Origin of the sequence: Lactobacillus kefiranofaciens (genome assembly GCF_900103655.1) — a bacterium.
Lineage (GTDB): Bacteria > Bacillota > Bacilli > Lactobacillales > Lactobacillaceae > Lactobacillus > Lactobacillus kefiranofaciens.
Genome location: NZ_FMXC01000001.1, coordinates 204,755 through 227,118 on the forward strand (window position 1 = coordinate 204,755; position 22,364 = coordinate 227,118).

The following is a 22,364-nucleotide window of genomic DNA, read 5'->3' on the forward strand; positions in this document are numbered from 1 at the left end:
ATTTTAAAAAGTGGCAAAACCACTTTTTTTATTTTTATATCTGTTCAAAGTATATTGTTACTAAATTGTTTATAAAACAAAAAGCTTGAACAAAGTTCAAGCCAATAAAAAATAGTAAACAAAAAAGAAGCCAGAGCAAATAATATACTCTGGTTTCTAAATTATTCTTTATCTGAATCATGATCACTGCTTTGAGATGATTTCTGACTCTGAGCACTTGATGATGAAGATTGAGCTTTACTTGAAGAAGAGGATGATGCTTTTTCACTATTATTTGATTGATGAACAGAACCATTATCTGAACGAGCAGAAGATCGACTAACAGTAGTATTAACAGTATTTGTATTATCATTATCGGTTGAAGAATTAGTATCAGTTTCTTCGTCGTCCTCATCATAACTAGCAGCGCTGTTTCCTACACCAGCTGTGGCATGACCACGAACAAATAACTGCCAAGTGCCACCGCTAGAAGCTACTTGTGGTGGATTAGAATTGTTGACTATTTTAGCACGAACAACAGACTTAGGTTGTTCCCAATTTAAGTTAGGTTTATTTCTCATTAAGTAGGTCATCATACTCTTGTAAATTAACTGAGCAGATTGTTGACCAATACCAGCAATTGTACCATCTTTCAAATTATCATAACCGGTCCAAACACCCATGACATATGAGCGAGTATAACCAACGAACCAAGAATCCTTTGGAGTTGAATTATAACTAGGATATTTAGCTAAATCTTCGTCTGAATATTTAACTGTCCCGGTTTTACCAGCTTGATATAAATCAGCAATTTTAGCACTAGTTCCAGATCCTCGTTTAATGACGCCTTTAAGCATATCTGTAATCATATAAGCAGTAGATTTTTTCATTACACGAACGCCATTAGAATCATAGTTTCTAGTTAAACCATCTGGGGTCTCGATTTTTGAAACGAATTGCGGCTTATGATAGATTCCCATTGTAGCAAAAGCACTGTAAGCGCCGGTCATTTGTAAACTGGATGCGTTAGCACCAATAGCTACTGATAGACCAGACTTAGGCGAAACGTTAACTCCCATTCTACGAGCAAATGCAGAAGCACGTTTAACTCCAACTTCAGCTAGAGTTTTAACCGCAGGCACATTACGAGATTGCTCTAAAGCTTTACGCATAGTCATCATACCGTCATATTTATTATCCCAGTCATAAAGTTGAATATTAGTTCCTGGATAAACATACTTACTATCATCGATCATCTTCGCAGTTGACCAGTTTAAGTATTGAATTGCTGGGCCATAATCAAGTACTGGTTTAATTGATGAACCTGTAGAACGACCAGTTTGAACAGCACGGTCAAGCCCCAGCTGAACAGAAGGTAAGTGACGTCCACCTAAGATAGCGACGACATGACCATTAGTTGGATCAACTACCGTCGCACCGATTTGCATCTTATTATTGGTGAATGGTACCGAACCATTATTAGCTAATTCATAAAGCTTATTCTGGGCTCTTTGATCAATGTTAACAGTAATTTTTAAATTATTATTATAAGGATCAAAACCCTTGCTTTTGACTTCGGATATTACTTCTTTAACATATGGATCATCGATCTTTCTAATTTTAGATTCATTTTGAGTTCGCCGAGGTTTTAGTCCTCGATTAATTGGTTCATTAGCTGCTTGACTGTACTGAGCTTTAGTAATCTTATTGTTTTGTAACATTGTTTTTAATACAATGTTGCGTCGATATTTAGCTTTTTGTGGGTAAAGATATGGATCGTAAGCTACAGGAGCATTTGGCATCCCTGCAATTAGAGCTGTTTGGACCAAATCCAAATTTTTCAATGGTTTATTGTAGTAGTAATTAGCTGCTGTTTCCATTCCATAATTACCATAATTCATGAATACCTTATTAATATAGAACTCTAGAATTTGATCTTTGCTAAACTCATGTTGCACCTTCATTGCTAACCAAGCTTCTTGAGCTTTTCTTTTTAACGTACGTTGAGAAGCTGCAGTTGAAAAAACAGTTAACTTAACAAGTTGTTGAGTGATGGTTGAACCACCGGCAGCAATACTGTTACTTTGGGCATTAGTTAGCATTGAACCAACGATTCTGATTGGATCAACTCCAAGTTTATCATTATAGAATCTCTTATCTTCAACAGAGACAACTGCATCTTTTAATTGCTGAGGAATGTCTTTATTTTTAACATAAATTCTTTTTTCTGACCCCAGTGAAAGCAAGAACTTACCATTATTAGTGTAAAGGCTTGATGTACCACCACTTTGTAATTGATCTTGACTAATATTGGGAGCATCTTTTACATAAAAAGCAAAAAGACCAATTCCAGAAACTACTACTAGCAAAACTATCAATAAAAACCATTTAATAATTTTGCCAAAAATATGCCCTTGATTTGACCTTCGGAGGTGATAATCTCTACGTGATTCACGTCTTATATTCTTATCTGCCATTATTCTCTTTCCCTATCTGCAATAAAGTCATCAACCGCCCTAAGATAGGGCAAGGTTGGACGAAAGCTGCTTTTAATTTCATAAGAATGAGCTTCAATTTCTTTTAGAGTCATTGAGCTTTTATCTTTTTCCCGCCAAGCGTGAATTACAAAACTAGCAGGAGTAACAAAATAACGTTCTAGACTCGCAAATCTAATAATTGCGAAACAGATCCCTTGTTGCTTTAAACATTCATCCAAGTGAAAAATCTGATGTTCATGAAAATTTTTCAGTGGGAAATTAGTTTTATTTCGTGTTTCCTTCGCTTCAAAATCAAGGTAATATCCCTTATAAACACCGTTATAATCAGTAGTCGAAGCTTGTCTAAAATAAGCTTCTCGAATAACTGCTCTAGATCGTTTAGGATAATCGACCTTAACTATCTGAACTGGGGTTGGTTTCTTATGAACAACAGCAATCTCTTCACTTAAATAATATTTATTTGATTCATTAATCTGTTGTTCAAGAGTCATCCCACGATCAGAAAAATTAACGCCTTTTCTATGGGTATATGAGCGTCTTACTTTGTGTTCTTCTTTTTTTGTGACTGGTTTTCTAAATGCGGCTAAACTGCCGCTTGGATATTTGACCATTAACCTCACTCCTGTTAGCATTATAGCAATAAAGAACGAATTTTTGAATATTAGGAAGGGCTGGATGTAATGCAGCGATTATGGGTAACGGGGTATCGAAGTTATGAACTAAATGTTTTTAATGATCATGATCCCAAAATTACTATCATTAAATATGCCCTCAAAAATTATTTCATTAGTTTACTTGAGGAAGGACAATTAGATTGGATTATTACCGGTGCTAATCTGGGAGTTGAACAATGGGCAGCAGAAGTCGGCGTTGAACTTAATAAAAAATACCCAGTAAGAACTTCCATGATGATTCCTTATGAGGAATTTGCTAATCGCTGGAACGAAAACAATCAAGCAAAGTTTATCAACTTAAGAGAAAAAGTTGATTTTTTTGCTTCAACGTCTAGCACCCCGTATCAAGGTCCATTGCAATTACGTAACTATCAAAACTTTATGATTCAACATACCGATCGTGCACTAATGATTTATGATACTGATCATCCTGGTAAACCGAAATATGATTATAATTTAATCCAAAAATATCAAGAAACCAAAGAATATCCTTTAGATTTAATTGATTTTTATGATTTACAGGATGCTGCAGAAGAGTATCAGGAAAATCATTCTAAAGATGATTTTTTAGAATAGTAAAATTTTTATTAAAAGACGTTTCTTGGTTTTATCTAAGTCCGCTTTTTGCTAAAATAGGGTGGAATGTAAAGGAGTTGTCAGTAAGATGGCAAATTTAAATGATGTAAAATTATCAGCACAAGATATATTAAAAAAACAATTTAGAAGTAAAGTGAAAGGTTATGACCCAGATGAGGTTGATTCTTATTTGGATCAAGTAATCTCAGACTATGAAACTTTTCAACAAATTATTGAAGACTTATATGGCCAAATTGGGACGCTTCAACGTCAATTAATGGATGAAAAGACAAAAGAAAAGAAAACCGTTCAAGCAGAAGAAGCAGAGGAAGAGAAGGTTAAAACTTATACGCCAACGCATCGAAGAAATACTACAGCGTCTAGCTTTGCTCAAGAAGATGACGATCAAGGTGAAATTTCTACTAATATGGCAATTATCCAAAGAATATCAACTTTAGAGCGAAAAGTTTATAATTTGGAACAACACGTTTATGGCCTAAAGCAATAATTTTTGTTATAATAATTAACAGTGTGAATTTTGAGTAGGCGCGGTTGATTTTAGATCAACTGAGGAAAGTCCACGCACGCACAGACTGCGATGTCTGTAGTGATCGTATTCAGCCCAATAAGCTGGAGGAGAATCTTTGATTTTCACGGCGGAAAAAGTGCTAAATCTGCGGACATGCATTACTATCCTGAAAAGTGCCACAGTGACGAAGCAAGATCAGAAATGATCTTGGTGGAACGAGGTAAACCCTGCGAGTGTGAAACCCAAATTTGGTGGGGGAGTTTCGGTCAAAGGAAATGAACTAAAGACCGGATTATTGTGACTAGCAATAAAGATAGATGACTACTGAAGGTGATTCTGCCAAAATCACTGGAACAAAACGTGGCTTATAGAAATTCACATTGGCAGAGTTGGGCTTTTTAGCTCAGCTCTTTTTTATTTTTAAAGGATGAATGAATATAAATGATGAAAAAATACCAACTTTATGCAACAATGGGTGCCGGTTTTGAAAGCGTAGTTAATAAAGAGCTACAAGGCATGGGATATAAGACACGTGTCGAAAATGGACGAGTTTTTTTTAAAGGCAGTCAAGCCGATATTGTTAAGACTAATTTATGGCTTAGGACTGCTGATCGAATCAAGATTTTACTCAAGGAATTTAAAGCAACAGATTTTGATACTTTATTTAATGAAGTCTATGATTATGACTGGGCCGAATTATTACCAGTTGATGCAAAATTTCCTGTACAAGGACGAGCAGTCAAATCTAAATTGCACTCAGAACCAGACGTTCAATCAATCGTTAAAAAAGCAATTGTTAATAAAATGATTGATCAATATCATCGCCGTGGCTTTTTACCTGAAACGGGCAATGAATATCCATTAGATATTCATATTTATAAGAATATTGCTCGAATTTCTTTGGATACTACAGGAGCAAGTTTATTTAAGCGTGGCTATCGAGTAGAACATGGTGGTGCCCCATTGAAGGAAAATTTTGCAGCTGGGCTATTAAAATTAACACCTTATGACGGTACGCATCCCTTAATTGATCCTATGACTGGCTCTGGAACCCTGGCTATAGAAGCAGCTTTAATTGCTAAGAATATTGCCCCAGGAACTTGGCGTAAGTTTGCTTTTGACGGTTTTGATTGGTTTAACGCTGACTTGCATCAAAAAGCAGTGGCTGAAGCTAAAACTCAGGTAAAGCCTTTAGCAGCTCCAATTTGGGCAAGTGATATTGACCAATCGGTGTTAGAAATTGCTAAATTGAATGCTCATAATGCAGGTGTTTTACAAGATATTCGTTTTAAGCAGGTTGCCGTAAAGGACTTTACAACTGATTTAGAAAACGGCGTTATAATTGCTAATCCTCCCTATGGTAAACGATTGAAGGATCGTGAGTCAGCTGAAGCCTTGTATAAACAAATGGGAGAAGTTTTACGACCATTAGATTCCTTTAGTCAGTATTATTTAACTGCTGATCCTAATTTTGAAAAGTGCTTTGGTGCTCGAGCTACTAAAAAGCGTAAATTATTTAATGGTAATTTACGAGTAGATTTCTATCAATACTGGGCTAATAGAAGGTAAATTATGATTACAAAAGAGCTGAATACGGAATTTTGGGTAATTTCTGATACGCATCTAATTGCAGATAGTTTACATGATGAAGGTCAAGCTTTTGCTCGAATGCAAAAAACAAGTCAAGGTAAAGATCTTTACTATCAAGAAACTGTTTTGACTGCTTTTAGACGAATGGCACAACAGAAAAAGCCTGCCGCAATCATTGTTACAGGAGATTTGACCTTTAATGGAGAACGAGTTTCCGCAGAAAAATTTGCAGAGATTTTTAAACCCTTGAAAGATACTAAGGTTTTAGTTATTCCTGGAAATCACGATATTTTTGATGGTTGGGCTAGAGAATTTCGGGGAAAGAAACAATTTTATGCTGGTGAAATTAGTCCGATGTTTTGGCGTTCAATTTTTGATCGTTCGTATCGTCAGGCTACAGATGAAGATAGCAGTTCTTTAGCTTATAGCGTACAACTTAACCCGCAGTACTTTTTAGTTTTAGCCGATTCAAATATATATGGTAAAGAGGAAACTACAGAAGCCCCGCATACTAGAGGAATGATTGGTAAAGAGCAACTTAAATGGATTGAAAAGCAGTTTCGGTATGCTCAAGAAAATAATTTACGTCCGATATTATTTATGCACCATAACCTCTATGTTCATAATCCAGCGGTAAATAAGGGCTATGTAGTTGACGATGCAGTTGAATTGCGTCGCATTTGTGCTAGATATAATGTTAAACTTGCTTTTTCGGGTCATATTCATGCTCAAAATATTATGGGACCACATGATATGACACCAACAACTGAAGTTGTTACCTCTAGTTTTTGTTCAAACGATCAGGGATATGGTGTAGTACGTGTTCATTCGCGTCATATTACTTATGTCCGACGTAAATTTAACATGACACGCTATCTTACAAAGCAAGAGAAACAAAATTATACTTTAGAACATTTTCATAAGTATTTAAAAGACTTACAATTAGGAAGTATTTCAGCAGATATGATGCAAAGCGAATTAAATACTTACCATGATGATATTGATTTAGTTCAGAGGATGGGTAGATTATTTGGTTGGATGAATTACCACTTTTTTACCGGTCATAATCATATTAAGGCAAGTGAGTTGGCCAAAATCCATGCGTCTGAAGAATATCAGATTTTGGTTAAGCATCATCCTGAATACCGAATCTATTTAAAAACTCTTTATGACACAAGTTCGCACACTAACTTACAAGTGAAAATTAAATATTGATAAATAGAGAGAATGTTGAAGAAACATTCTCTCTTATTTTTATGATTTTTGATACAATGGAATAAATGACTAAGTAGGGCGTGATCTAAATTCTAAAATCTAAACGACATCTTATATTTTTAGGAACTACAGGAATAATTTATTATTCTTGGCTCCTAATTGTCCTTTTAATAGCTATGATCTTAGGCTATGAAGGGAATAAGGCAATCAGTATTCCAGGAATAATAGTAGGACTCATTTTTATTGCTTTAGCAGGTTATACTTGGTATTTTTCATACTTACAAAAAACAGAAAAAGATTATTTATTTAAATTGCCATATCGCAATCAAGTACATGCGAAGAAAGTATTTTTATTGAAAAAATGGCACAATTTTGAAATTTATCAAGTAAGAAGCGAGTTTCAAAATTATTCTATTTTAGTTATTTCTAGAAAGAAGAAGTAGTTAATGAAATCAGATATCAAAATCGCACAAGGGACTAAGGAATTATCAATTGAGGAAGTGGCCGCAAAAGTTAACTTAGCAGCAAAAGATTTAGAACCATATGGTCATGATAAGGCTAAGATTAATTGGGCTGCCATTAATCAGATTCGTAAAAATAAAAAATTAGGGAAATTGATTCTAGTTACATCAATTTCGCCTACACCTGCGGGTGAAGGCAAGTCAACCATTACCATCGGTTTGGGGGATGCTATCCATAATCAATTGCATCAGAATACCATGATTGCTTTGCGTGAACCTTCAATGGGTCCCGTTTTTGGTTTGAAAGGTGGTGCTACTGGTGGTGGCATGGCTCAAATTATTCCGATGGAAGATATTAACTTGCACTTTACGGGTGATATGCATGCTTTAACTGCCGCTATTGATACTTTGGCTGCTTTAGTTGATAACTATATTTACCAAGATAATAGTCTGAATATTGATCCTGAAAGAATATTAATTAAACGGGGACTAGATGTTAATGACCGTGTTTTAAGAAAAATCACGGTAGGACAAGGTTCTAAATTCAATGGAATTGAGCATCAAGCCAGTTTTGCGATTACGGTAGCGAATGAATTGATGGCAATTTTATGTTTGGCTAATAATATTGCTGATTTAAAATCTAGGATTGGCGATATCCTTGTTGGATACACTAAAGATGATCAACCAGTTTATGTTAAGCAATTAGGCTTTGAAGGTGCAATTGCCGCTTTGCTTTCTAATGCGTTAAAACCCAACTTAGTTCAAACATTAGAACATACACCTGCATTAGTTCATGGGGGGCCATTTGCTAACATTGCACATGGCGCCAACTCAGTAATTGCAACTAATTTAGCCTTGCATTTGAGTGATTATGTCTTAACAGAAGCCGGCTTTGGTAGTGATCTAGGTGGTCAGAAGTTTATGGATTTCGTATCTAAGCACTTGGACAAAAAACCAGACGCTACAGTTATTGTAGCAACGGTACGTGCACTGAAGTATCAGTCATTGGGCTCTACTGAAAAATTAGATCAGGAAAATTTATCTGCTTTGAAGGCAGGTTTTAGTAATCTTGAACGACACATGAATAATATGCGTTCATATAATATTCCAGTAATTGTTTTGATTAATCGCTTTGACTCGGATACCGACAAAGAAATTTCATTATTGCAACAATTATCATTATTGCAACAATTAGTTGAAGATCAAGGAATTAAAGCTGAAGTTGTGACTTATCATGATGATGGATCTAAAGGTGGAGTTCAGGCAGCTCAAGCTGTAATTGATTTAGCTAATTCTGGTAAAGCTGAATTAACGTCAACTTACAACGATAATGATGATGTTAAAACAAAAATTGAGAAGATCGCGACTAAGATCTATCATGCTGATGGAGTAGAGTATACTGATAAAGCTGAGAGACAAATTACTGAGCTAGCTAAATTAAGCAAAGACAAATTGCCAGTAATCATTGCTAAGACGCAATATTCATTTAGTGATGACAAAAATAAATTAGGTGCGCCAACGGGATTTAAACTTCACGTTAAAGGCGTTAGTTTAAAGAATGGCGCTCGCTTTATAGTAGTAACTACTGGTCATGTTTTAGATATGCCAGGTTTGCCTAAGCATCCCGTAGCTTTAGATATTGATGTTGATAATGATGGCAAGATTAGCGGTTTATTCTAAAATGCAATTTTTATATTTAATTATTTCTTTATTAGTTGTCGTAGCTGATCAAGGTTTGAAAGCCTACATTATAAATAATTATGTTGTAGGCGAGACGCATGAGATTATTCCAGGATTATTATCCTTTAATTACTTACAGAATAATGGTGCTGCCTGGAATATTTTAACGGGTCAGATGTGGTTGTTTTATTTTATTAGTATTATTGCAATTGGCGTTTGTTTGTATTTTCTTTTTAATAAAAAATACAAGAATGCTTTGTTTGATACTGGTTTAGCTTTGGTACTTGGGGGAATTATCGGTAATTTTATTGATCGGATTCACTTAAAGTACGTAGTAGATATGCTTCAATTGGATTTTGTCCATTTTAATATCTTTAATATTGCTGATTCCGCTATTACTGTGGGCGTAATCTTAGTTTTTATTTATTTAATTCTTATTGCAGATAAGGATGATCAGAATGCCTAAGAAGTACACATTACTTGTTGAAAATGAACAAGGCCGATTAGACAAATACATTTCAGAACGAATTTCTGATCTTTCAAGAACGCGTATCAAAGAATTAATCAAGGATAAAAACATTTTAGTTAATCAAAAATCAGAAAAAGTATCTTACAAAATTCAAGCTGGCGATAAAATTGAGATTAATGTTCCAGCGGTTAAGCCATTAGATGTTGTTCCAGAAAATATCCCACTTGATATCATTTATGAAGATAATGATGTAATTGTAGTCAATAAGCCTCAGGGAATGGTAGTGCATCCTGCACCTGGACACCCTGATCATACTTTGGTTAATGCATTGCTTTATCATACTAAGGATCTAGCACAATCCCCGGAGGGCTTTAGACCAGGAATTGTGCATCGAATTGATAAAGATACATCTGGTTTATTAATGATTGCTAAGAATGCTAAAGCACGAGAATCTCTTGAAGATCAGTTAGCTCATAAAACAAATAAGCGAATTTATTGGGCAATTGTTCACGGCAATTTTAACGAAGAGAATGGGACGATTGATGCACCGATTGGCCGTGATCCTTATAATCGTAAGAAAATGGCAGTTGTCGAAAATGGGAAAAAAGCCATTACTCATTTTAAAGTTTTAGAGCAATTTAAAAATTATAGTTTGATTGAATGTCAATTAGAAACTGGTAGAACACATCAAATTCGGGTTCATCTTGATTATATTGGTCATGCTGTAGCTGGGGATCCTTTATATGGACCTAGAAAAACTATAAAAGGTCATGGACAGTTTTTGCATGCTAAGGTTTTAGGCTTTAAGCATCCTAGAACGGGTAAATGGTTAGAATTTAGTGTTGAGCCACCAGAAATTTTTCAAAGAACATTAGCTGAATTAGAAAAAAGCAAGTGATAAAAATGAAACGTTATTTGATTTTAGAAGATGGCAGTTCTTTCCCAGGAGAAGGAATTGGAGCTAGTATTATTTCTACAGGTGAATTAGCTATTCAAACAACTAATTTTGGATATCAGGAGGCTCTGACAGATCCTACTAATGCTGGCAAGATTTTGGTCTTCACCTCGCCAATGATTGGTAATAATGGAATTAATGCCATTGACTATGAGAGTATTGATCCAACAGTTAAAGGTATTATTGCCAATGACGTCGCAATGAATATTTCTGATAGTGAAAATTTTGAAGATCTGAGCTCATTTTTGAAAGAAAAAAATATTCCAGCAATTTTTAAGGTCGATACTCGAGCTCTAGTTTATCGCTTAATGGAAGAGGGAACAATTAAAGCCTCGATTATGGATACCAATGATGAACATGCTTTCGATCAAATTAAAGCTTTAGTTTTGCCTAAGAATAAATCAGCAATGGTTTCAACTAAAAATGCTTATGCTTCGCCTAATGTAGGCAAAACTGTAGCTGTGCTTGATTTGGGTCTTAAGCACTCAATGTTAAGAGCATTATCTCTTAGAAAAGTAAATGCGACCGTTTTACCCTATGATGCTAGTCCAGTAGATGTAGAGAATCTACGTCCTGAAGGAATTATAATTTCTAATGGACCGGGTAAGCCTGAAGAAATTATTAATAAGATAGCACTAGTTTTAGATCATTTTTATGGTAAATATCCTATTTTAGGAATTGGCTTGGGATTTCTCGTGTTAAGTGAGTATTTAGATTTCGAGTTGGTAAAATTACCACAAGAATTTGACGGAACTAATTATCCTGTAATTGAACAAAATAGCAATGTTATTTGGCAGACTTCAATGAATATTGATCAGTTAGTTTTGCCCGATAGTGTAAAGATGAATATGAATCGTGAGTATTTTGATTTGCATAGTGAATTGATGGCAGGTTTTTGGAATACTAAAGATAAGTTAATAGCAACTGCTTTTAATCCTGAGGGCGCACCAGGTACACATGATGCAGATGAAGTTTTTGATTATTTTGTACAAATGATGGAGTAAATTTATGCCATTAGAGAATGATTTGGATAAAGTATTAATAATCGGTTCAGGCCCAACTTTAATTGGTAGTGTAGCTGAAATGGACTTAATGGCAACTGAAGCAATTAATGCATTGACTGAAGAAGGTATTGATGTTGTGTTGGTCAATCCTAATCCAGCTACAATTTCTACTGATAAAAAGCCTAATGTAACAGTATATTTAGAGCCAATGACACTAGATTTTCTTAAACGAATTCTTAGAATGGAAGAACCAGATGCCATTATTACGGCTTACGGTTCGACTAATGGATTGAAGGTCGCTCATAAATTGCTGCAAGATGGAATTTTGGAACAAATGGGAATCCAATTGTTAACCCTGAATTCTCGCATGTTGCAAATGGGTAATCAACAAAAGCGAACAGAATTATTAGGAAAGCTACATATCGATACTGCACGAAGCTGGGAATTGAATCAGGGTATACAAGCTATTTTAGATACTTCAGCAGAAGATATTAAAGATAAAGTCTCATTTCCAGTTTTAGTAACCAAGTATAATCGTTTTGTTCACAATGAGCATTTATGCTTTAATACAGCAGCTGACTTAGTAAACTATTTTAAGAAGGAAAAACAAAACGATAATTTTATCTGGAAGAATTATCGTTTAACAGAGGATTTGTCCGCCTGGGAAGAAGTTATCGTTGATGTAATCAGAGATAAAGATGGTAATCTAGTCTTTATTAACTTCGCTGGATCAATTGAACCAGTAGCAATTAATTCTGGTGATTCTGCCGTAGTCATGCCATCTCTGACATTGAATAACGATCACATTCAAGAGCTGCGTGAAGCCGTTAAAAAAATAGTCGATAATCTAGAAATTGTAGGCTTCACTAGCTTTCATTTTGCTGTTAAGCATCATGGTACACAAATTAGATCGAAATTGCTAACAATGCGTCCCCGACTAACTAGGAGTTCAGTTTGGGCACAAAGAATTGCTCTATATGATGTAGGCTATGTGGTAAGTAAAGTAGCTATTGGTTATCGTTTAAACGAGATTACGGATCCTTTGTCTGGACTTAATGCTGCAATTGAACCAGTGTTAGATGCAGTTGCTATTAAAATGCCATATTGGTCATTTGCAGACTCTGGTTACAATCATTATCGTTTAAATAATACGATGCAAGCTAGTGGGGAAGCTATGGGAGTAGGTCGCAACTTTGAAACTGCTTTCTTAAAAGGGCTTGATGCCACAGTTAGTTTAGATGTGGCTTGGTTAGCCTTTATGAGTGAAACTAAAAAAAGTGACGAAGATATTTTAATAGATTTGCATCAACCAGATGAGTTGCATTTAGTAAAACTGCTAGCTGCGATTGCGCATGACTTATCGTTTGTTCAATTGCAATCTATTACTCATTTGCATCCCATTTATTATCAAAAATTACTTCACATTGTTAATATTGGTAAAAAGCTGGTGCAAAATAAGGATAATATTTCTGCAGAATTAATGGAAGAAGCTAAAATATATGGTTTCTTTAATCCTTTATTAGCTAGAGTGTTAAACATTCCTTTAAATCAGGTAAGGAAAATAATTGACAGGTTTGATCTTAACCCGTCGTATTTAAAGATTGATGGTGCTGCGGGTGTTTATAAGCCTAATGTTTGTGCGTACTATAGTGCTTATAATGCTCAAAATGAAGCTCAAACTTTAGAATCAACTAAGAAAATTTTGATTGTTGGTATGTTACCACTACAAGTGTCTGTTACTAGTGAATTTGATTATATGATTGCACATGCTGCAGAGACTTTACATAATAATGGCTATGTTACAGTTCTACTTTCAAATAATGACGAATCTGTTTCTTCGAGATATAAAGATATTGATCGTGTATATTTTGATCCAATTACCGTAGAAAATATTTTGACAGTTGCCAAGCGCGAACATATTCAAGATGTATTATTGCAATTTTCTGGTAAGAGAATTAGTGCTTTGAGTAAACAACTAGAAGAGTCAGGGCTACATATAATTGGTCAAAAAGCCGAGGAAGATCCCCATGATAAAATAGTTCAACTTTTGAGTAAACAATATCCTGAACTAAATCGAGTACCGGCTTTGAAAACTAAAGATTCAGCTCAAGTTTTTGATTTTGCAAATCAGAATGGATTTCCGATTTTAATTGGAGGAACCAATAAAGAAACCAAACAAAAATCCGCTGTAGTATATGACATCCCAGCAATTAAAAAATATCTAGCAGAAAATCAGTTAGATCAAATTACTGTTTCTCGTTTTATTGAAGGTAATAAATATGAAGTGACTGCAATTTCTGATGGAGAAAGTGTCACTTTACCAGGAATTGTTGAGCATTTAGAACAGACGGGATCACATGCCTCTGATTCTATTGCAGTTATTCAACCACAAAATCTGACCTTAGAACAACAAAAAATGATTGAGCAAGAATCAATTAAGTTAATTAGAGAATTAAAAACTAGAGGGATCTTTAATTTACATTATTTATTTGTTGGACATGATTTGTATTTGTTGCAGATTAAGCCATACGCTGGTCATAATGTAGCATTTTTATCTAAATCATTAGATCGTGATATTACTGCTTGTGCCACTGAAGCTTTGATTGGGAAAAATTTACTTGAGCTCGGTTATCCTAATGGATTATGGAAGACTAGCAATTTTATTCATATTAAAATGCCTGTCTTTTCATACTTAAACTATAGTAGTGGCAATACTTTTGACTCAAATATGAAATCATCTGGTTCTGTAATGGGTAGAGATAATCATTTAGCTAAGGCGTTATATAAAGGATATGAGGCAAGTGATTTACATATCCCTAGTTATGGCACAATTTTTATTTCAGTTAGAGACGAAGATAAAAATCGAGTAACAGAATTAGCTCGGCGCTTTGATCGACTAGGATTTAAATTAATCGCAACAGAAGGTACTGCCAATATGTTTGCGGAAGCTGGAATTACTACAGGTGTAGTAGAAAAGGTTCATAATGATCCACGTAACTTATTAGAGAAGATCAGGCAACATAAGATAGTAATGGTAGTTAATATTACTAATCTATCTGATGCAGCTAGTGAAGATGCATTGCGGATCAGAGATGAGGCTTTGAACACGCATATTCCCGTGTTTTCAAGTATTGAAACTGCTGAATTAATTTTAGATGTTTTAGAATCACTAGCACTAACTACACAACCAATTTAATAAAAAATAAAGTTATCCATTAAGATGACTTTATTTAGATAATAGCATGTCTGCTGGTCAGGCATGCTATTTATTTTTCAATTTTCTTTGGCATAATTTCTTCTTCTTCTGGCGTAACTTCAATCGAGTTTTGTCCTGTATAAATTACAAAACCAGGTTTCGCACCATTAGGCTTTTTCACGCGTTTATCCTGAACGTAATCTACTTGAACATGAGCAGAATTTTTACCTTTGGAGAAGAAAGCAGCGATTTCGGCAGCTTCCTTAATATCTTTTTCGCTTGGTTGATTATCACGTAAAATAACGTGAGAACCGGGCATATTTTTAACATGGAACCAATAATCAGATTTGTTCGCCTTTTTCAAAGTAAGCCAATCATTTTGATAATTATTTTTACCTACTAAGACATGCTTACCTGAAGAAAGCTTAAACTCATTTAAATTACGCTCAGTGACCTTTTTACGACGTCTAGTCTTCTTTTGTTTATGAATGTAGCCTTGATTAATCAGTTCATCAGTGATTTGATCAATATCTTGCGGATCTGCATTATCAATTGCTGTTTGAATGGAATCGAAGTAACGCAAGTTGTCCTGTGCGATTTTAATTTGCTCATTAATGTGTTTAATTGAGTCACGCAATTTTTTGTAGCGAGTAAAATATTTTTGAGCGTTTCGTGCAGGGGAGAGTGCAGGATTAAGCTTTATTTCAATAGGTGCATTATTATCATAATAGTTAGGTAATGAAATTTTATTTACCCCTGGTTTTATTTGTGGTAAGTGAGCATTTAGAATTTCTCCCTTAATACGATAGCCTTCTGAGTTTTCGGCTAGATTTAATTGTTTTTCAAGCTTTTTAATTTTCTTGCTTAGCTTTTTCTGTTCATTTTTAACAACACGTTCGACTTGACTAGCTCGTTGTTTTACCCAATCACGGTTAGCTTGATATTCATAAAAATCATCTAATCCCATGTTTAGATCAGGATCAGAACTTTCTTTTTCCAAATCTAAGTGGTAAGGGAGATAGCAGAAAATTTTGCGTTTATTTCTAGGAGTTTTTAAAACGAAAGCTCGCGGATTGTCAAATTGATTGAAGAAAGTTTTAAAAGAAGAAAAACTGTAATCATCTTCAAGATAACCTAACAGTTCATTACGATCATCCCGATCTAAACCATCTAATTTTTGAACTAACGTGGAAGCATCAATATCATGACTTAGATTTTTAAAATCATTTTCAGATATGTTTAAACCATTAATTCCTGGTTTTAGTGGAGGTAATTCGTATTTTGCTTTTGGTAGTAAGATACGAGCTCTATTTTCATCGGGATTAATTCGTTTAAGTAAGTCGATGATATGGTTATCCTGTTTGTTATATAGAATTACATTACTATGTCTGCCCATTAATTCAACGGAAAGGATTAGCTTGACTTGATCACCCAGTTCATTTCGATTGCTGAAATGAAAGTTAATAATTCGATCTAAACCAACTTGTTCAATAGACTGTAAAACCGACCCCTCTAAATATTTTCTTAGTACCATAACAAAGATTGGTGCTTTATCTGGATTAGCAATGGTTTGTTTAGTCAGGTATGTTCTTGGATATTGTGCATTAGCCGAAATCAATAATTGATAATTTCTTCTGTTTTTTCGAAAAATTAAGATTAGATCTTGGTTAAATGGCTGATAAATTTTCGATAACCTACTGTCTACTAGAGTAGGGGTTAAATCATGTAATAAACTATGGATAAATAATCCATCAAATGCCATATGTATCACCTCAAAATACTCTAAATATTATAACAGGAATTCTATCAATTCTAAAATGAAAGTACTCATAGTATATATAAGCATGTTCTTATGCATAAGCTTAAATTAATAGATTCTCTGTTTCACAAAGAGCCTTAATTCTAATAGGCGATAATGTTTCACAACAAAGAAATACTGCTAAGTCTTTTAAATGTCACGAAGTAGTATTATCAAATCCTTTATTAAATGATAAAATACAACTATAGCAAATCTACTTTGGAGAAAAAGGACGGTATATATGGATGTATTATTTTTTAGCACAATTGCTGATCAAATTAAAAAGGAAATAAATCACAAATGTGGTCTGAATATTTCACAAACTAGAATACTCTTATTTTTTGATCAAAATGATAATAGGGCTCTAACAATGGGGAAACTAGCTGGGGCACTTAATATTTCACTTTCTACCTTAAGCCGTCAGTTGCAGCAAAAGAAAACCAAAAGCTTTATTAAAATTATACGTTCTGAAAAGGATTCAAGCAAAATTGTAAAATTAAGCTCTGAAGGACTTAATAAAGCAAGTGAATTAAAAAAAGCACTTAATCAAATTGAACGCTCTTTGTTTGTATACCTAGATCAAGATGCTTCAGCTTTGTTTATTAAGCAGTTAGAAAAAATAGCGCATAGCTCTACTAGTGAAAGAATGTAATAGGGTGCGAAAGCAGATACTTTTATGCTATAATTTTCTTATATTATATAAACTTTAAATTAAGAAGGGTTAATTAAATTGAAAATCGCATTAGTTACCGACAGTACTAGTGTCTTAACCGAGCAAGAAGCTAAGGAGAATAATATTAATATCGTTCCTATCCCCGTTATTATTGGAGATAAAGAATATATGGAAGGCATAAATATTACTTCAACACAGCTTTTTGAAATGCAAAGACAAGGTGCTGCTTTTCCTAAAACTTCCCAACCCAGCATGGGAGAAATGATTGAATTATTTAATAAACTTCATAGTGAAGACTATGAGGCCATTATTGTTATCACTTTGTCTAGTGGCATTTCTGGTTTTTATCAAAATCTAGTTAATATGAAGCATAATAATCCTGAGTATAATTTATACCCATATGATTCTAAGATGACGGTAAGGTTACAGGGGTATTTGGTATTAGCAGCTGCTAAGATGATTAAAAGTGGCATGGAGCCAGAAGTTATTCTGAAGAAATTGGATGAAATTCGTAAAACAATCGATGAATTCTTTGTGGTAGATGATCTTAAGAACCTTAGTCGTGGCGGACGATTAAGTAATGCTGGAGCATTTATTGGGACGATGTTGCAGATTAAGCCACTTCTTACTTTTAATGAAGATGGTAAGATTGTTGCATTTGATAAGATTAGATCATTAAAGCGAGCTGTATCAAAAGTCGAAAAACTTACGTTAGAAAAGACAGCACAATTGTCGTATAAAGATAAACTACGATTATTTGTTTTCCATTCTAATGATCTTAAACAAGCTGAAGAGATTAAAGAATTTATTAATACTAATTTTCCAGGTAAACCTGTTGATGTAGCTGAGTTTAGTCCAGTGATTGCTACTCACTTAGGTGAAAAATCGATTGCTATTGCTTGGATGATAGACATTGAGAAATTAGATTTAACTAAATAGAGTCAAAGAGATTAGGATTAAAGTCCTATTCTTTTTTATTTAAAATTATAATAGCATATTTATTATGGCTATTAAAGCCACTAGTGATAATAAATATGCTATCAAGATCTTAAAAGTATTGAGACTTTACAATAGTAAAAATATTATGGCAAATCAAAAAAGTGTTGATATTTCAACACTAGTCTTTATTTAGCTTAGAAATTTCATTTAATGCATCACGTTGCTTTTCTTGATCAACATGTGTATATAGGTCAGTCGCTGTTGTTCCTTTTTGTCCCAACTGTTGGGCAACTAAAACTTGGTCCTTAGTCACACTATATAATTCTGAAGCTAACGTGTGACGTAACTTATGCGGTGTAAGAGGGTGTCCAAAGGCGGTGGAATATTTACTGACCATTCTTTCAATTGCATTAGAAGTCATTCTCCGTGTTTGACTATGCCAGCGCGTAAGAAAGAATGCTGTTTGTCTCGAATCAGCCGCGTAGCGCTTGTCTCGAATATTTTTATAAGCATTAATATAATTCAGCGTCCATTCCGCAATTGGCACGCTGTCTTTTTGTCCGCCTTTTCGAGTAACATCTAGGACTGCATCTTTTAAATTCAGATCTTGTAGATCAACGCCTGCACATTCAGACACTCGGATACCGGTTCCTAAAATTAAAGCGATAATTGCCATATCACGTTCTTTATTTCTTTTGAAGCCTGGTTTAGCTTGCTGATTACATGTAGTCTCATAATCATGGGCAATAAAATCTAAAAATTCAAACTTAAGCTTGCCTGTATACATGTGAGATTCTAAGACGTGTGCACGATAATTTAAAGTTTTCGTATCATTTAATGAGTGAATGCGAAGCATTACGTTATGTTCAAAATAAGGTTGCCCATCATTATTTTCAGCAACTGTAATGGTTAAAAATTTAAACAGGGAACGAAGAGCATTAATTGAACGATTAATCGTAGTAGGAGAGCTTAGGTGTCCCTGTTTATTTTTAGTATGACCAAGATAATCGATATAAAGCATAATGTCATTGCGAGTTAAATGAGCTAAGGTATCGGTTGTAACGTGTAAATTATTGGAAGCGTTAGAAATACCTTCTTGACGTAACCAGTCAAAAAAACGCCGAAACTCTGCTAAATATTGATAGGTAGTCGTAAGTGAATGCTGCGTTTCAAAATTGTATTGCTTGACATAATCTGGCGCTTTTTTGAGTTCAATTTTGATTAATTCTAAGCATTTGGCAGTTTCCATAAATCATTCTCCTTCAAACTGATGTTCAAATTATATCATAGGGCATCCCACAAAAACAAAAAACACCTATCTAATCCAGATAGGTGGCAAAATAGCTAAATTAAATTAAGTACTCCTGTTGAAAACAATAATATCTATAGTAATATTGTAAAGCAACATTTATAAATAACATGACCTAGCAAACCATGTCACTATAACTGGGATACCAGCAACGCTGTAAAAACTCTCCGCATTCCAGTTATAGCAACTCTGATTGAATATTTATCAAGATTGGCGTTTAACAAAACAATTCTGACAAATAAAGCTAATTGTATGGTACAAGAAGCCTTCACCTGCTTATTTTAAGCTGTTTATAAATAATGATCAAGCAAAAAACAACAATTAGCCTAAATATTTTTATTTCTGAATTAGTTTATAGATTAACTTGTGTCTAATTGTCGTATTTTAGGCATAAAAATTGTACAATAAAATAAGTATAATACAGTGAGATGAGGGAAATACGATGACAGAAGAAATCGAAGTAAATTTTCAGGCTAAAAATCCTAGTGGAATTAAGTTATTAAATCGTTTATATGATGGGCACTTGGTATTAAATGATCTTGGCGTTCGGCTTGATGAACAGCTAAATAATGAAGATGAAGAACTAACAGTGCCAACTCAAGAAGATGTAGATAATTTGAGCGATACCTTTGGCAAAACGGTTGAAGCCTTCAGCGATATTACCGATGCTTATGGTGATGTTAATAGCTTCGCGGACAATTTTGCGGGTTCAACCAAAAATTTTGCAGAGAAATTGATTACTGAGATGGTTGACTTTAATAACGGGATCGCAGATATTGGCGATACCGAAGGTGGACTTGAGAACTATGATAATGATAAGCTCAATGAATGGGTTAACCAATTAATGAGTGATATTGTTAAAACCAATGATGCTTTTCATATTTTAGTTAACGAATAAGAACAAATTTTTATAATAAGAGCCCCATTCAAAAAATGAGGCTTTTATTATGCTATTTCAGACTAGCAACTGGATAAACTGTATAGTCTGCACGATAAGCAAATAATCTGTGTCCATCAATTACAAACTGAGTTGAATTTTTCATATCACTCTTATGAATGGAAACACTTTTACCAGCAAACACAGCGATTGGCATCCCTAATTGACTTCTGATCATTACGATTTTAGATTGACCATTCCAATCATTTTTGAAGTTCTGGTACATAGTGTTTAAAAGAGGAACAGCACGATTTTGATCATCAATCTTAACATGTTTATTGAATGCGTCTTCATAATTCTTCAAACCCTCATAGGCGATTAAAGTAGAACCAACATGAGTCATACGCTGATGACCATAATCAACATCAATTACACTAGAATTTTCTTTTCCTTTATCGTCTTTTTGGGACATCTTTTTATCAGTATGGATGTTAACTGATTTGGCCTTAATTTGATCAATTTTTTGACCATTGGAATCGTAAGTTGAAACAGTCAATGGCAGTGCACCAATCTTAGAACGCATCGATAGTTCCCAGTTTTGAAAATTACTACAACCAGAAAGAGTAAACAGTAGTATTCCTAAACTGAAAAATAAAGTGATTTTCTTTTTTATGTTCATTTTAAGCTTCCTCGTATTAATACTAATTTATTACAAGCTAATTTTATCATTGTAGGAATGCAAAAAGCACTGAAAAATTCAGTGCTTAGTTGTTCTTAATTAAGTTAAAAATTGCTTGCCTTAACATAGGCATTTTTGCCAACTCGATAGTAGGCTTCATTATTGATGTAATGCTTAGGACCATAGGTTTTGACTGGAGCTCCTTTTCGATAACCTTTCCAGCTAGAATTGAGTGATCCATCATTTTTATAAACGTTTATATCAGATTTAGCTTTACGTGCATTACCAAGAACATTGCTTGACATTACATACTTGTTTTCATCAATTCTAACAACTGATTTGCCATTTTTTAATTTGGTTTTGCCACCATAGTAAGTAATTGTGCTATACGCTTTATAAACTTCACCCGTACGTTGTCCATCACTGCTATAGACATAAGCTTTGTACATTACTTTGCCAGTGTGCTTAGTATTCTTATTAGTCGGCGCTTGAGAAACTGCAGTATTCGAGATGGATAAAGGTAGAATAGTTACGTTACCGTCAGTTGACATCCCTTTCCAATTATCTGTATATTGCCAGATTGCAACGCCTTCCATTGAAGGGAAGTACTTAAAGTTGGGTTTATCAACTCGTCCTGAAATTGCATAAGCAGCTACCCATAAGGAATTAGGATATTTTTCGACGATTGAAGGGGTATTGATGTTGTTTTGTAAAACAGATGAACTTGCGTAGAGCAGAGGTTGATAACCAGCCGATTTGATTTCGTCCATAAAAGCAATAATCGCCTTAGCTGTTACATTTTTACCGTTAGTGATTACATTCCCTTGGCCGGTCTCATAGTCACAGGCTAAATATGAACCTTTAGGTAACCCTAATGCTTGGGCAGAAGAAATTGCATACTTGGCTTCTTTTTTTGCAAGGGATGCATTAGAACTAAACGTAGCAAAATGATAGCCCATTGGCATCATATCATTAGCAATTGCTGATTTAATTTGACTAGCTCCTTTAGGATTACGATAATTAGTGCCTTCACTTACTTTTACAATAGCAAATTGTGAACCAGCTTTAGCGTGAGCGGTTAAATCTGCGCTTTGATAACTAGCTACGTCAATACCTAATTCTTTAGCAGCTACAGAAATTGCAGAGGCTTGAACAAATTGGTGAGTGGAAATAAGATTAGGGATAATATTCATTCCGGTAGTAGTTAACATAGCAGCACAGGCTAATTTGATGATAGTTTTCTTTTTAAACAAATTAATTCCT

Annotated in this window: 19 protein-coding genes and 1 other RNA gene; 14 read left to right on the top strand and 6 right to left on the bottom strand. The window is 34.3% G+C overall.

The features are described 5' to 3' along the window. Positions 1–161 precede the first annotated feature (161 nt). Both BLP58_RS01005 and recU read right to left on the bottom strand, forming a co-directional pair. Positions 162–2,456 carry a PBP1A family penicillin-binding protein gene (locus tag BLP58_RS01005; RefSeq protein WP_025084069.1) on the bottom strand — a complete coding sequence of 765 codons (2,295 nt, stop codon included), beginning with the start codon at positions 2,454–2,456 and terminating at the stop codon, positions 162–164. Further along, positions 2,456–3,088, bottom strand: a complete 633-nt coding sequence (recU, locus tag BLP58_RS01010; protein WP_013854008.1) for a Holliday junction resolvase RecU — start codon at positions 3,086–3,088, stop codon at positions 2,456–2,458. The genes BLP58_RS01005 and recU overlap by 1 nt, the downstream gene beginning before the upstream one ends. A 69-nt stretch (positions 3,089–3,157) precedes the next feature. On the opposite strand from recU, the gene BLP58_RS01015 reads away from it, so the two are divergent. The 11 genes from BLP58_RS01015 to carB all read left to right on the top strand — a co-directional run bounded on the left by BLP58_RS01015 (position 3,158) and on the right by carB (position 14,826). Then, positions 3,158–3,727 carry an SLOG family protein gene (locus tag BLP58_RS01015; RefSeq protein WP_013854009.1) on the top strand — a complete coding sequence of 190 codons (570 nt, stop codon included), beginning with the start codon at positions 3,158–3,160 and terminating at the stop codon, positions 3,725–3,727. Positions 3,728–3,815: 88 nt separating this feature from the next. Next, positions 3,816–4,235, top strand: coding sequence for a DivIVA domain-containing protein (locus tag BLP58_RS01020; protein WP_013854010.1), 420 nt, complete (start codon positions 3,816–3,818; stop codon positions 4,233–4,235). A 26-nt stretch (positions 4,236–4,261) separates the two neighbouring features. Further along, positions 4,262–4,629: RNase P RNA component class B (gene rnpB / locus BLP58_RS01025), an RNA gene on the top strand. 71 nt (positions 4,630–4,700) lie between these two features. Further along, positions 4,701–5,825, top strand: coding sequence for a THUMP domain-containing class I SAM-dependent RNA methyltransferase (locus BLP58_RS01030; RefSeq protein WP_025084070.1), 1,125 nt, complete (start codon positions 4,701–4,703; stop codon positions 5,823–5,825). Between the two features lie 3 nt (positions 5,826–5,828). Then, on the top strand, positions 5,829–7,061 hold the full coding sequence (locus tag BLP58_RS01035; protein ID WP_013854012.1) for a metallophosphoesterase family protein: 1,233 nt from the start codon (positions 5,829–5,831) through the stop codon (positions 7,059–7,061). Positions 7,062–7,174: 113 nt separating this feature from the next. After that, entirely contained in the window at positions 7,175–7,504 is a 330-nt protein-coding gene (locus BLP58_RS01040) for a hypothetical protein (protein WP_025084071.1), read from the top strand. A gap of 3 nt (positions 7,505–7,507) precedes the next feature. Next, on the top strand, positions 7,508–9,202 hold the full coding sequence (locus tag BLP58_RS01045) for a formate--tetrahydrofolate ligase (protein WP_013854014.1): 1,695 nt from the start codon (positions 7,508–7,510) through the stop codon (positions 9,200–9,202). 1 nt (position 9,203) lies between these two features. Further along, positions 9,204–9,668, top strand: coding sequence for a signal peptidase II (gene lspA, locus BLP58_RS01050; RefSeq protein ID WP_013854015.1), 465 nt, complete (start codon positions 9,204–9,206; stop codon positions 9,666–9,668). Further along, positions 9,661–10,569 carry an RluA family pseudouridine synthase gene (locus BLP58_RS01055; RefSeq protein ID WP_013854016.1) on the top strand — a complete coding sequence of 303 codons (909 nt, stop codon included), beginning with the start codon at positions 9,661–9,663 and terminating at the stop codon, positions 10,567–10,569. The genes lspA and BLP58_RS01055 overlap by 8 nt, the downstream gene beginning before the upstream one ends. Positions 10,570–10,574: 5 nt before the next feature. Further along, a complete protein-coding gene (locus BLP58_RS01060) occupies positions 10,575–11,630 on the top strand; it encodes a carbamoyl phosphate synthase small subunit (protein ID WP_013854017.1) in 1,056 nt (351 codons plus the stop codon). Between the two features lie 4 nt (positions 11,631–11,634). Then, a complete protein-coding gene (gene carB, locus BLP58_RS01065; protein WP_013854018.1) occupies positions 11,635–14,826 on the top strand; it encodes a carbamoyl-phosphate synthase large subunit in 3,192 nt (1,063 codons plus the stop codon). A 70-nt stretch (positions 14,827–14,896) separates the two neighbouring features. Here the strand turns inward: carB and BLP58_RS01070 are convergent, their stop codons facing one another. After that, positions 14,897–16,588: an Rqc2 family fibronectin-binding protein gene (locus tag BLP58_RS01070; protein ID WP_013854019.1), complete on the bottom strand. Its 1,692-nt coding sequence runs from the start codon at positions 16,586–16,588 to the stop codon at positions 14,897–14,899. 277 nt (positions 16,589–16,865) lie between these two features. Here BLP58_RS01070 and BLP58_RS01075 point away from each other — a divergent pair, with 277 nt between their 5' ends. Continuing rightward, positions 16,866–17,276 (top strand): MarR family winged helix-turn-helix transcriptional regulator, encoded by a 411-nt coding sequence (locus tag BLP58_RS01075; protein WP_013854020.1) that lies wholly within the window; start codon positions 16,866–16,868, stop codon positions 17,274–17,276. A 78-nt stretch (positions 17,277–17,354) separates the two neighbouring features. Continuing rightward, positions 17,355–18,236, top strand: a complete 882-nt coding sequence (locus tag BLP58_RS01080) for a DegV family protein (protein ID WP_013854021.1) — start codon at positions 17,355–17,357, stop codon at positions 18,234–18,236. A gap of 178 nt (positions 18,237–18,414) precedes the next feature. Here BLP58_RS01080 and xerS read toward each other — a convergent pair whose 3' ends face one another. Continuing rightward, on the bottom strand, positions 18,415–19,485 hold the full coding sequence (gene xerS, locus BLP58_RS01085) for a tyrosine recombinase XerS (RefSeq protein ID WP_013854023.1): 1,071 nt from the start codon (positions 19,483–19,485) through the stop codon (positions 18,415–18,417). A gap of 502 nt (positions 19,486–19,987) precedes the next feature. Here xerS and BLP58_RS01090 point away from each other — a divergent pair. Then, positions 19,988–20,443 (top strand): hypothetical protein, encoded by a 456-nt coding sequence (locus tag BLP58_RS01090; protein WP_013854024.1) that lies wholly within the window; start codon positions 19,988–19,990, stop codon positions 20,441–20,443. 52 nt (positions 20,444–20,495) lie between these two features. On the opposite strand, the gene BLP58_RS01095 is transcribed toward BLP58_RS01090, so the two are convergent. Both BLP58_RS01095 and BLP58_RS01100 read right to left on the bottom strand, forming a co-directional pair. Beyond that, positions 20,496–21,101, bottom strand: a complete 606-nt coding sequence (locus BLP58_RS01095) for a DUF5052 family protein (RefSeq protein ID WP_025084072.1) — start codon at positions 21,099–21,101, stop codon at positions 20,496–20,498. A gap of 104 nt (positions 21,102–21,205) precedes the next feature. Beyond that, positions 21,206–22,354, bottom strand: coding sequence for a GH25 family lysozyme (locus tag BLP58_RS01100; protein WP_013854026.1), 1,149 nt, complete (start codon positions 22,352–22,354; stop codon positions 21,206–21,208). Between the last annotated feature and the right edge of the window lie 10 nt (positions 22,355–22,364).

Bases quoted from the DNA above. Each gene is read 5' to 3' on its own strand.
- BLP58_RS01005 (WP_025084069.1), bottom strand. From the start codon at position 2,456: ATGGCAGATAAGAATATAAGACGTGAATCACGTAGAGATTATCACCTC.
- BLP58_RS01075 (WP_013854020.1), top strand. From the start codon at position 16,866: ATGGATGTATTATTTTTTAGCACAATTGCTGATCAAATTAAAAAGGAA.
- BLP58_RS01035 (WP_013854012.1), top strand. From the start codon at position 5,829: ATGATTACAAAAGAGCTGAATACGGAATTTTGGGTAATTTCTGATACG.
- BLP58_RS01045 (WP_013854014.1), top strand. From the start codon at position 7,508: ATGAAATCAGATATCAAAATCGCACAAGGGACTAAGGAATTATCAATT.
- BLP58_RS01055 (WP_013854016.1), top strand. From the start codon at position 9,661: ATGCCTAAGAAGTACACATTACTTGTTGAAAATGAACAAGGCCGATTA.
- BLP58_RS01090 (WP_013854024.1), top strand. From the start codon at position 19,988: ATGACAGAAGAAATCGAAGTAAATTTTCAGGCTAAAAATCCTAGTGGA.
- BLP58_RS01030 (WP_025084070.1), top strand. From the start codon at position 4,701: ATGAAAAAATACCAACTTTATGCAACAATGGGTGCCGGTTTTGAAAGC.
- BLP58_RS01095 (WP_025084072.1), bottom strand. From the start codon at position 21,101: ATGAACATAAAAAAGAAAATCACTTTATTTTTCAGTTTAGGAATACTA.
- BLP58_RS01070 (WP_013854019.1), bottom strand. From the start codon at position 16,588: ATGGCATTTGATGGATTATTTATCCATAGTTTATTACATGATTTAACC.
- BLP58_RS01060 (WP_013854017.1), top strand. From the start codon at position 10,575: ATGAAACGTTATTTGATTTTAGAAGATGGCAGTTCTTTCCCAGGAGAA.
- carB (WP_013854018.1), top strand. From the start codon at position 11,635: ATGCCATTAGAGAATGATTTGGATAAAGTATTAATAATCGGTTCAGGC.
- BLP58_RS01015 (WP_013854009.1), top strand. From the start codon at position 3,158: ATGCAGCGATTATGGGTAACGGGGTATCGAAGTTATGAACTAAATGTT.
- xerS (WP_013854023.1), bottom strand. From the start codon at position 19,485: ATGGAAACTGCCAAATGCTTAGAATTAATCAAAATTGAACTCAAAAAA.
- BLP58_RS01020 (WP_013854010.1), top strand. From the start codon at position 3,816: ATGGCAAATTTAAATGATGTAAAATTATCAGCACAAGATATATTAAAA.
- lspA (WP_013854015.1), top strand. From the start codon at position 9,204: ATGCAATTTTTATATTTAATTATTTCTTTATTAGTTGTCGTAGCTGAT.
- recU (WP_013854008.1), bottom strand. From the start codon at position 3,088: ATGGTCAAATATCCAAGCGGCAGTTTAGCCGCATTTAGAAAACCAGTC.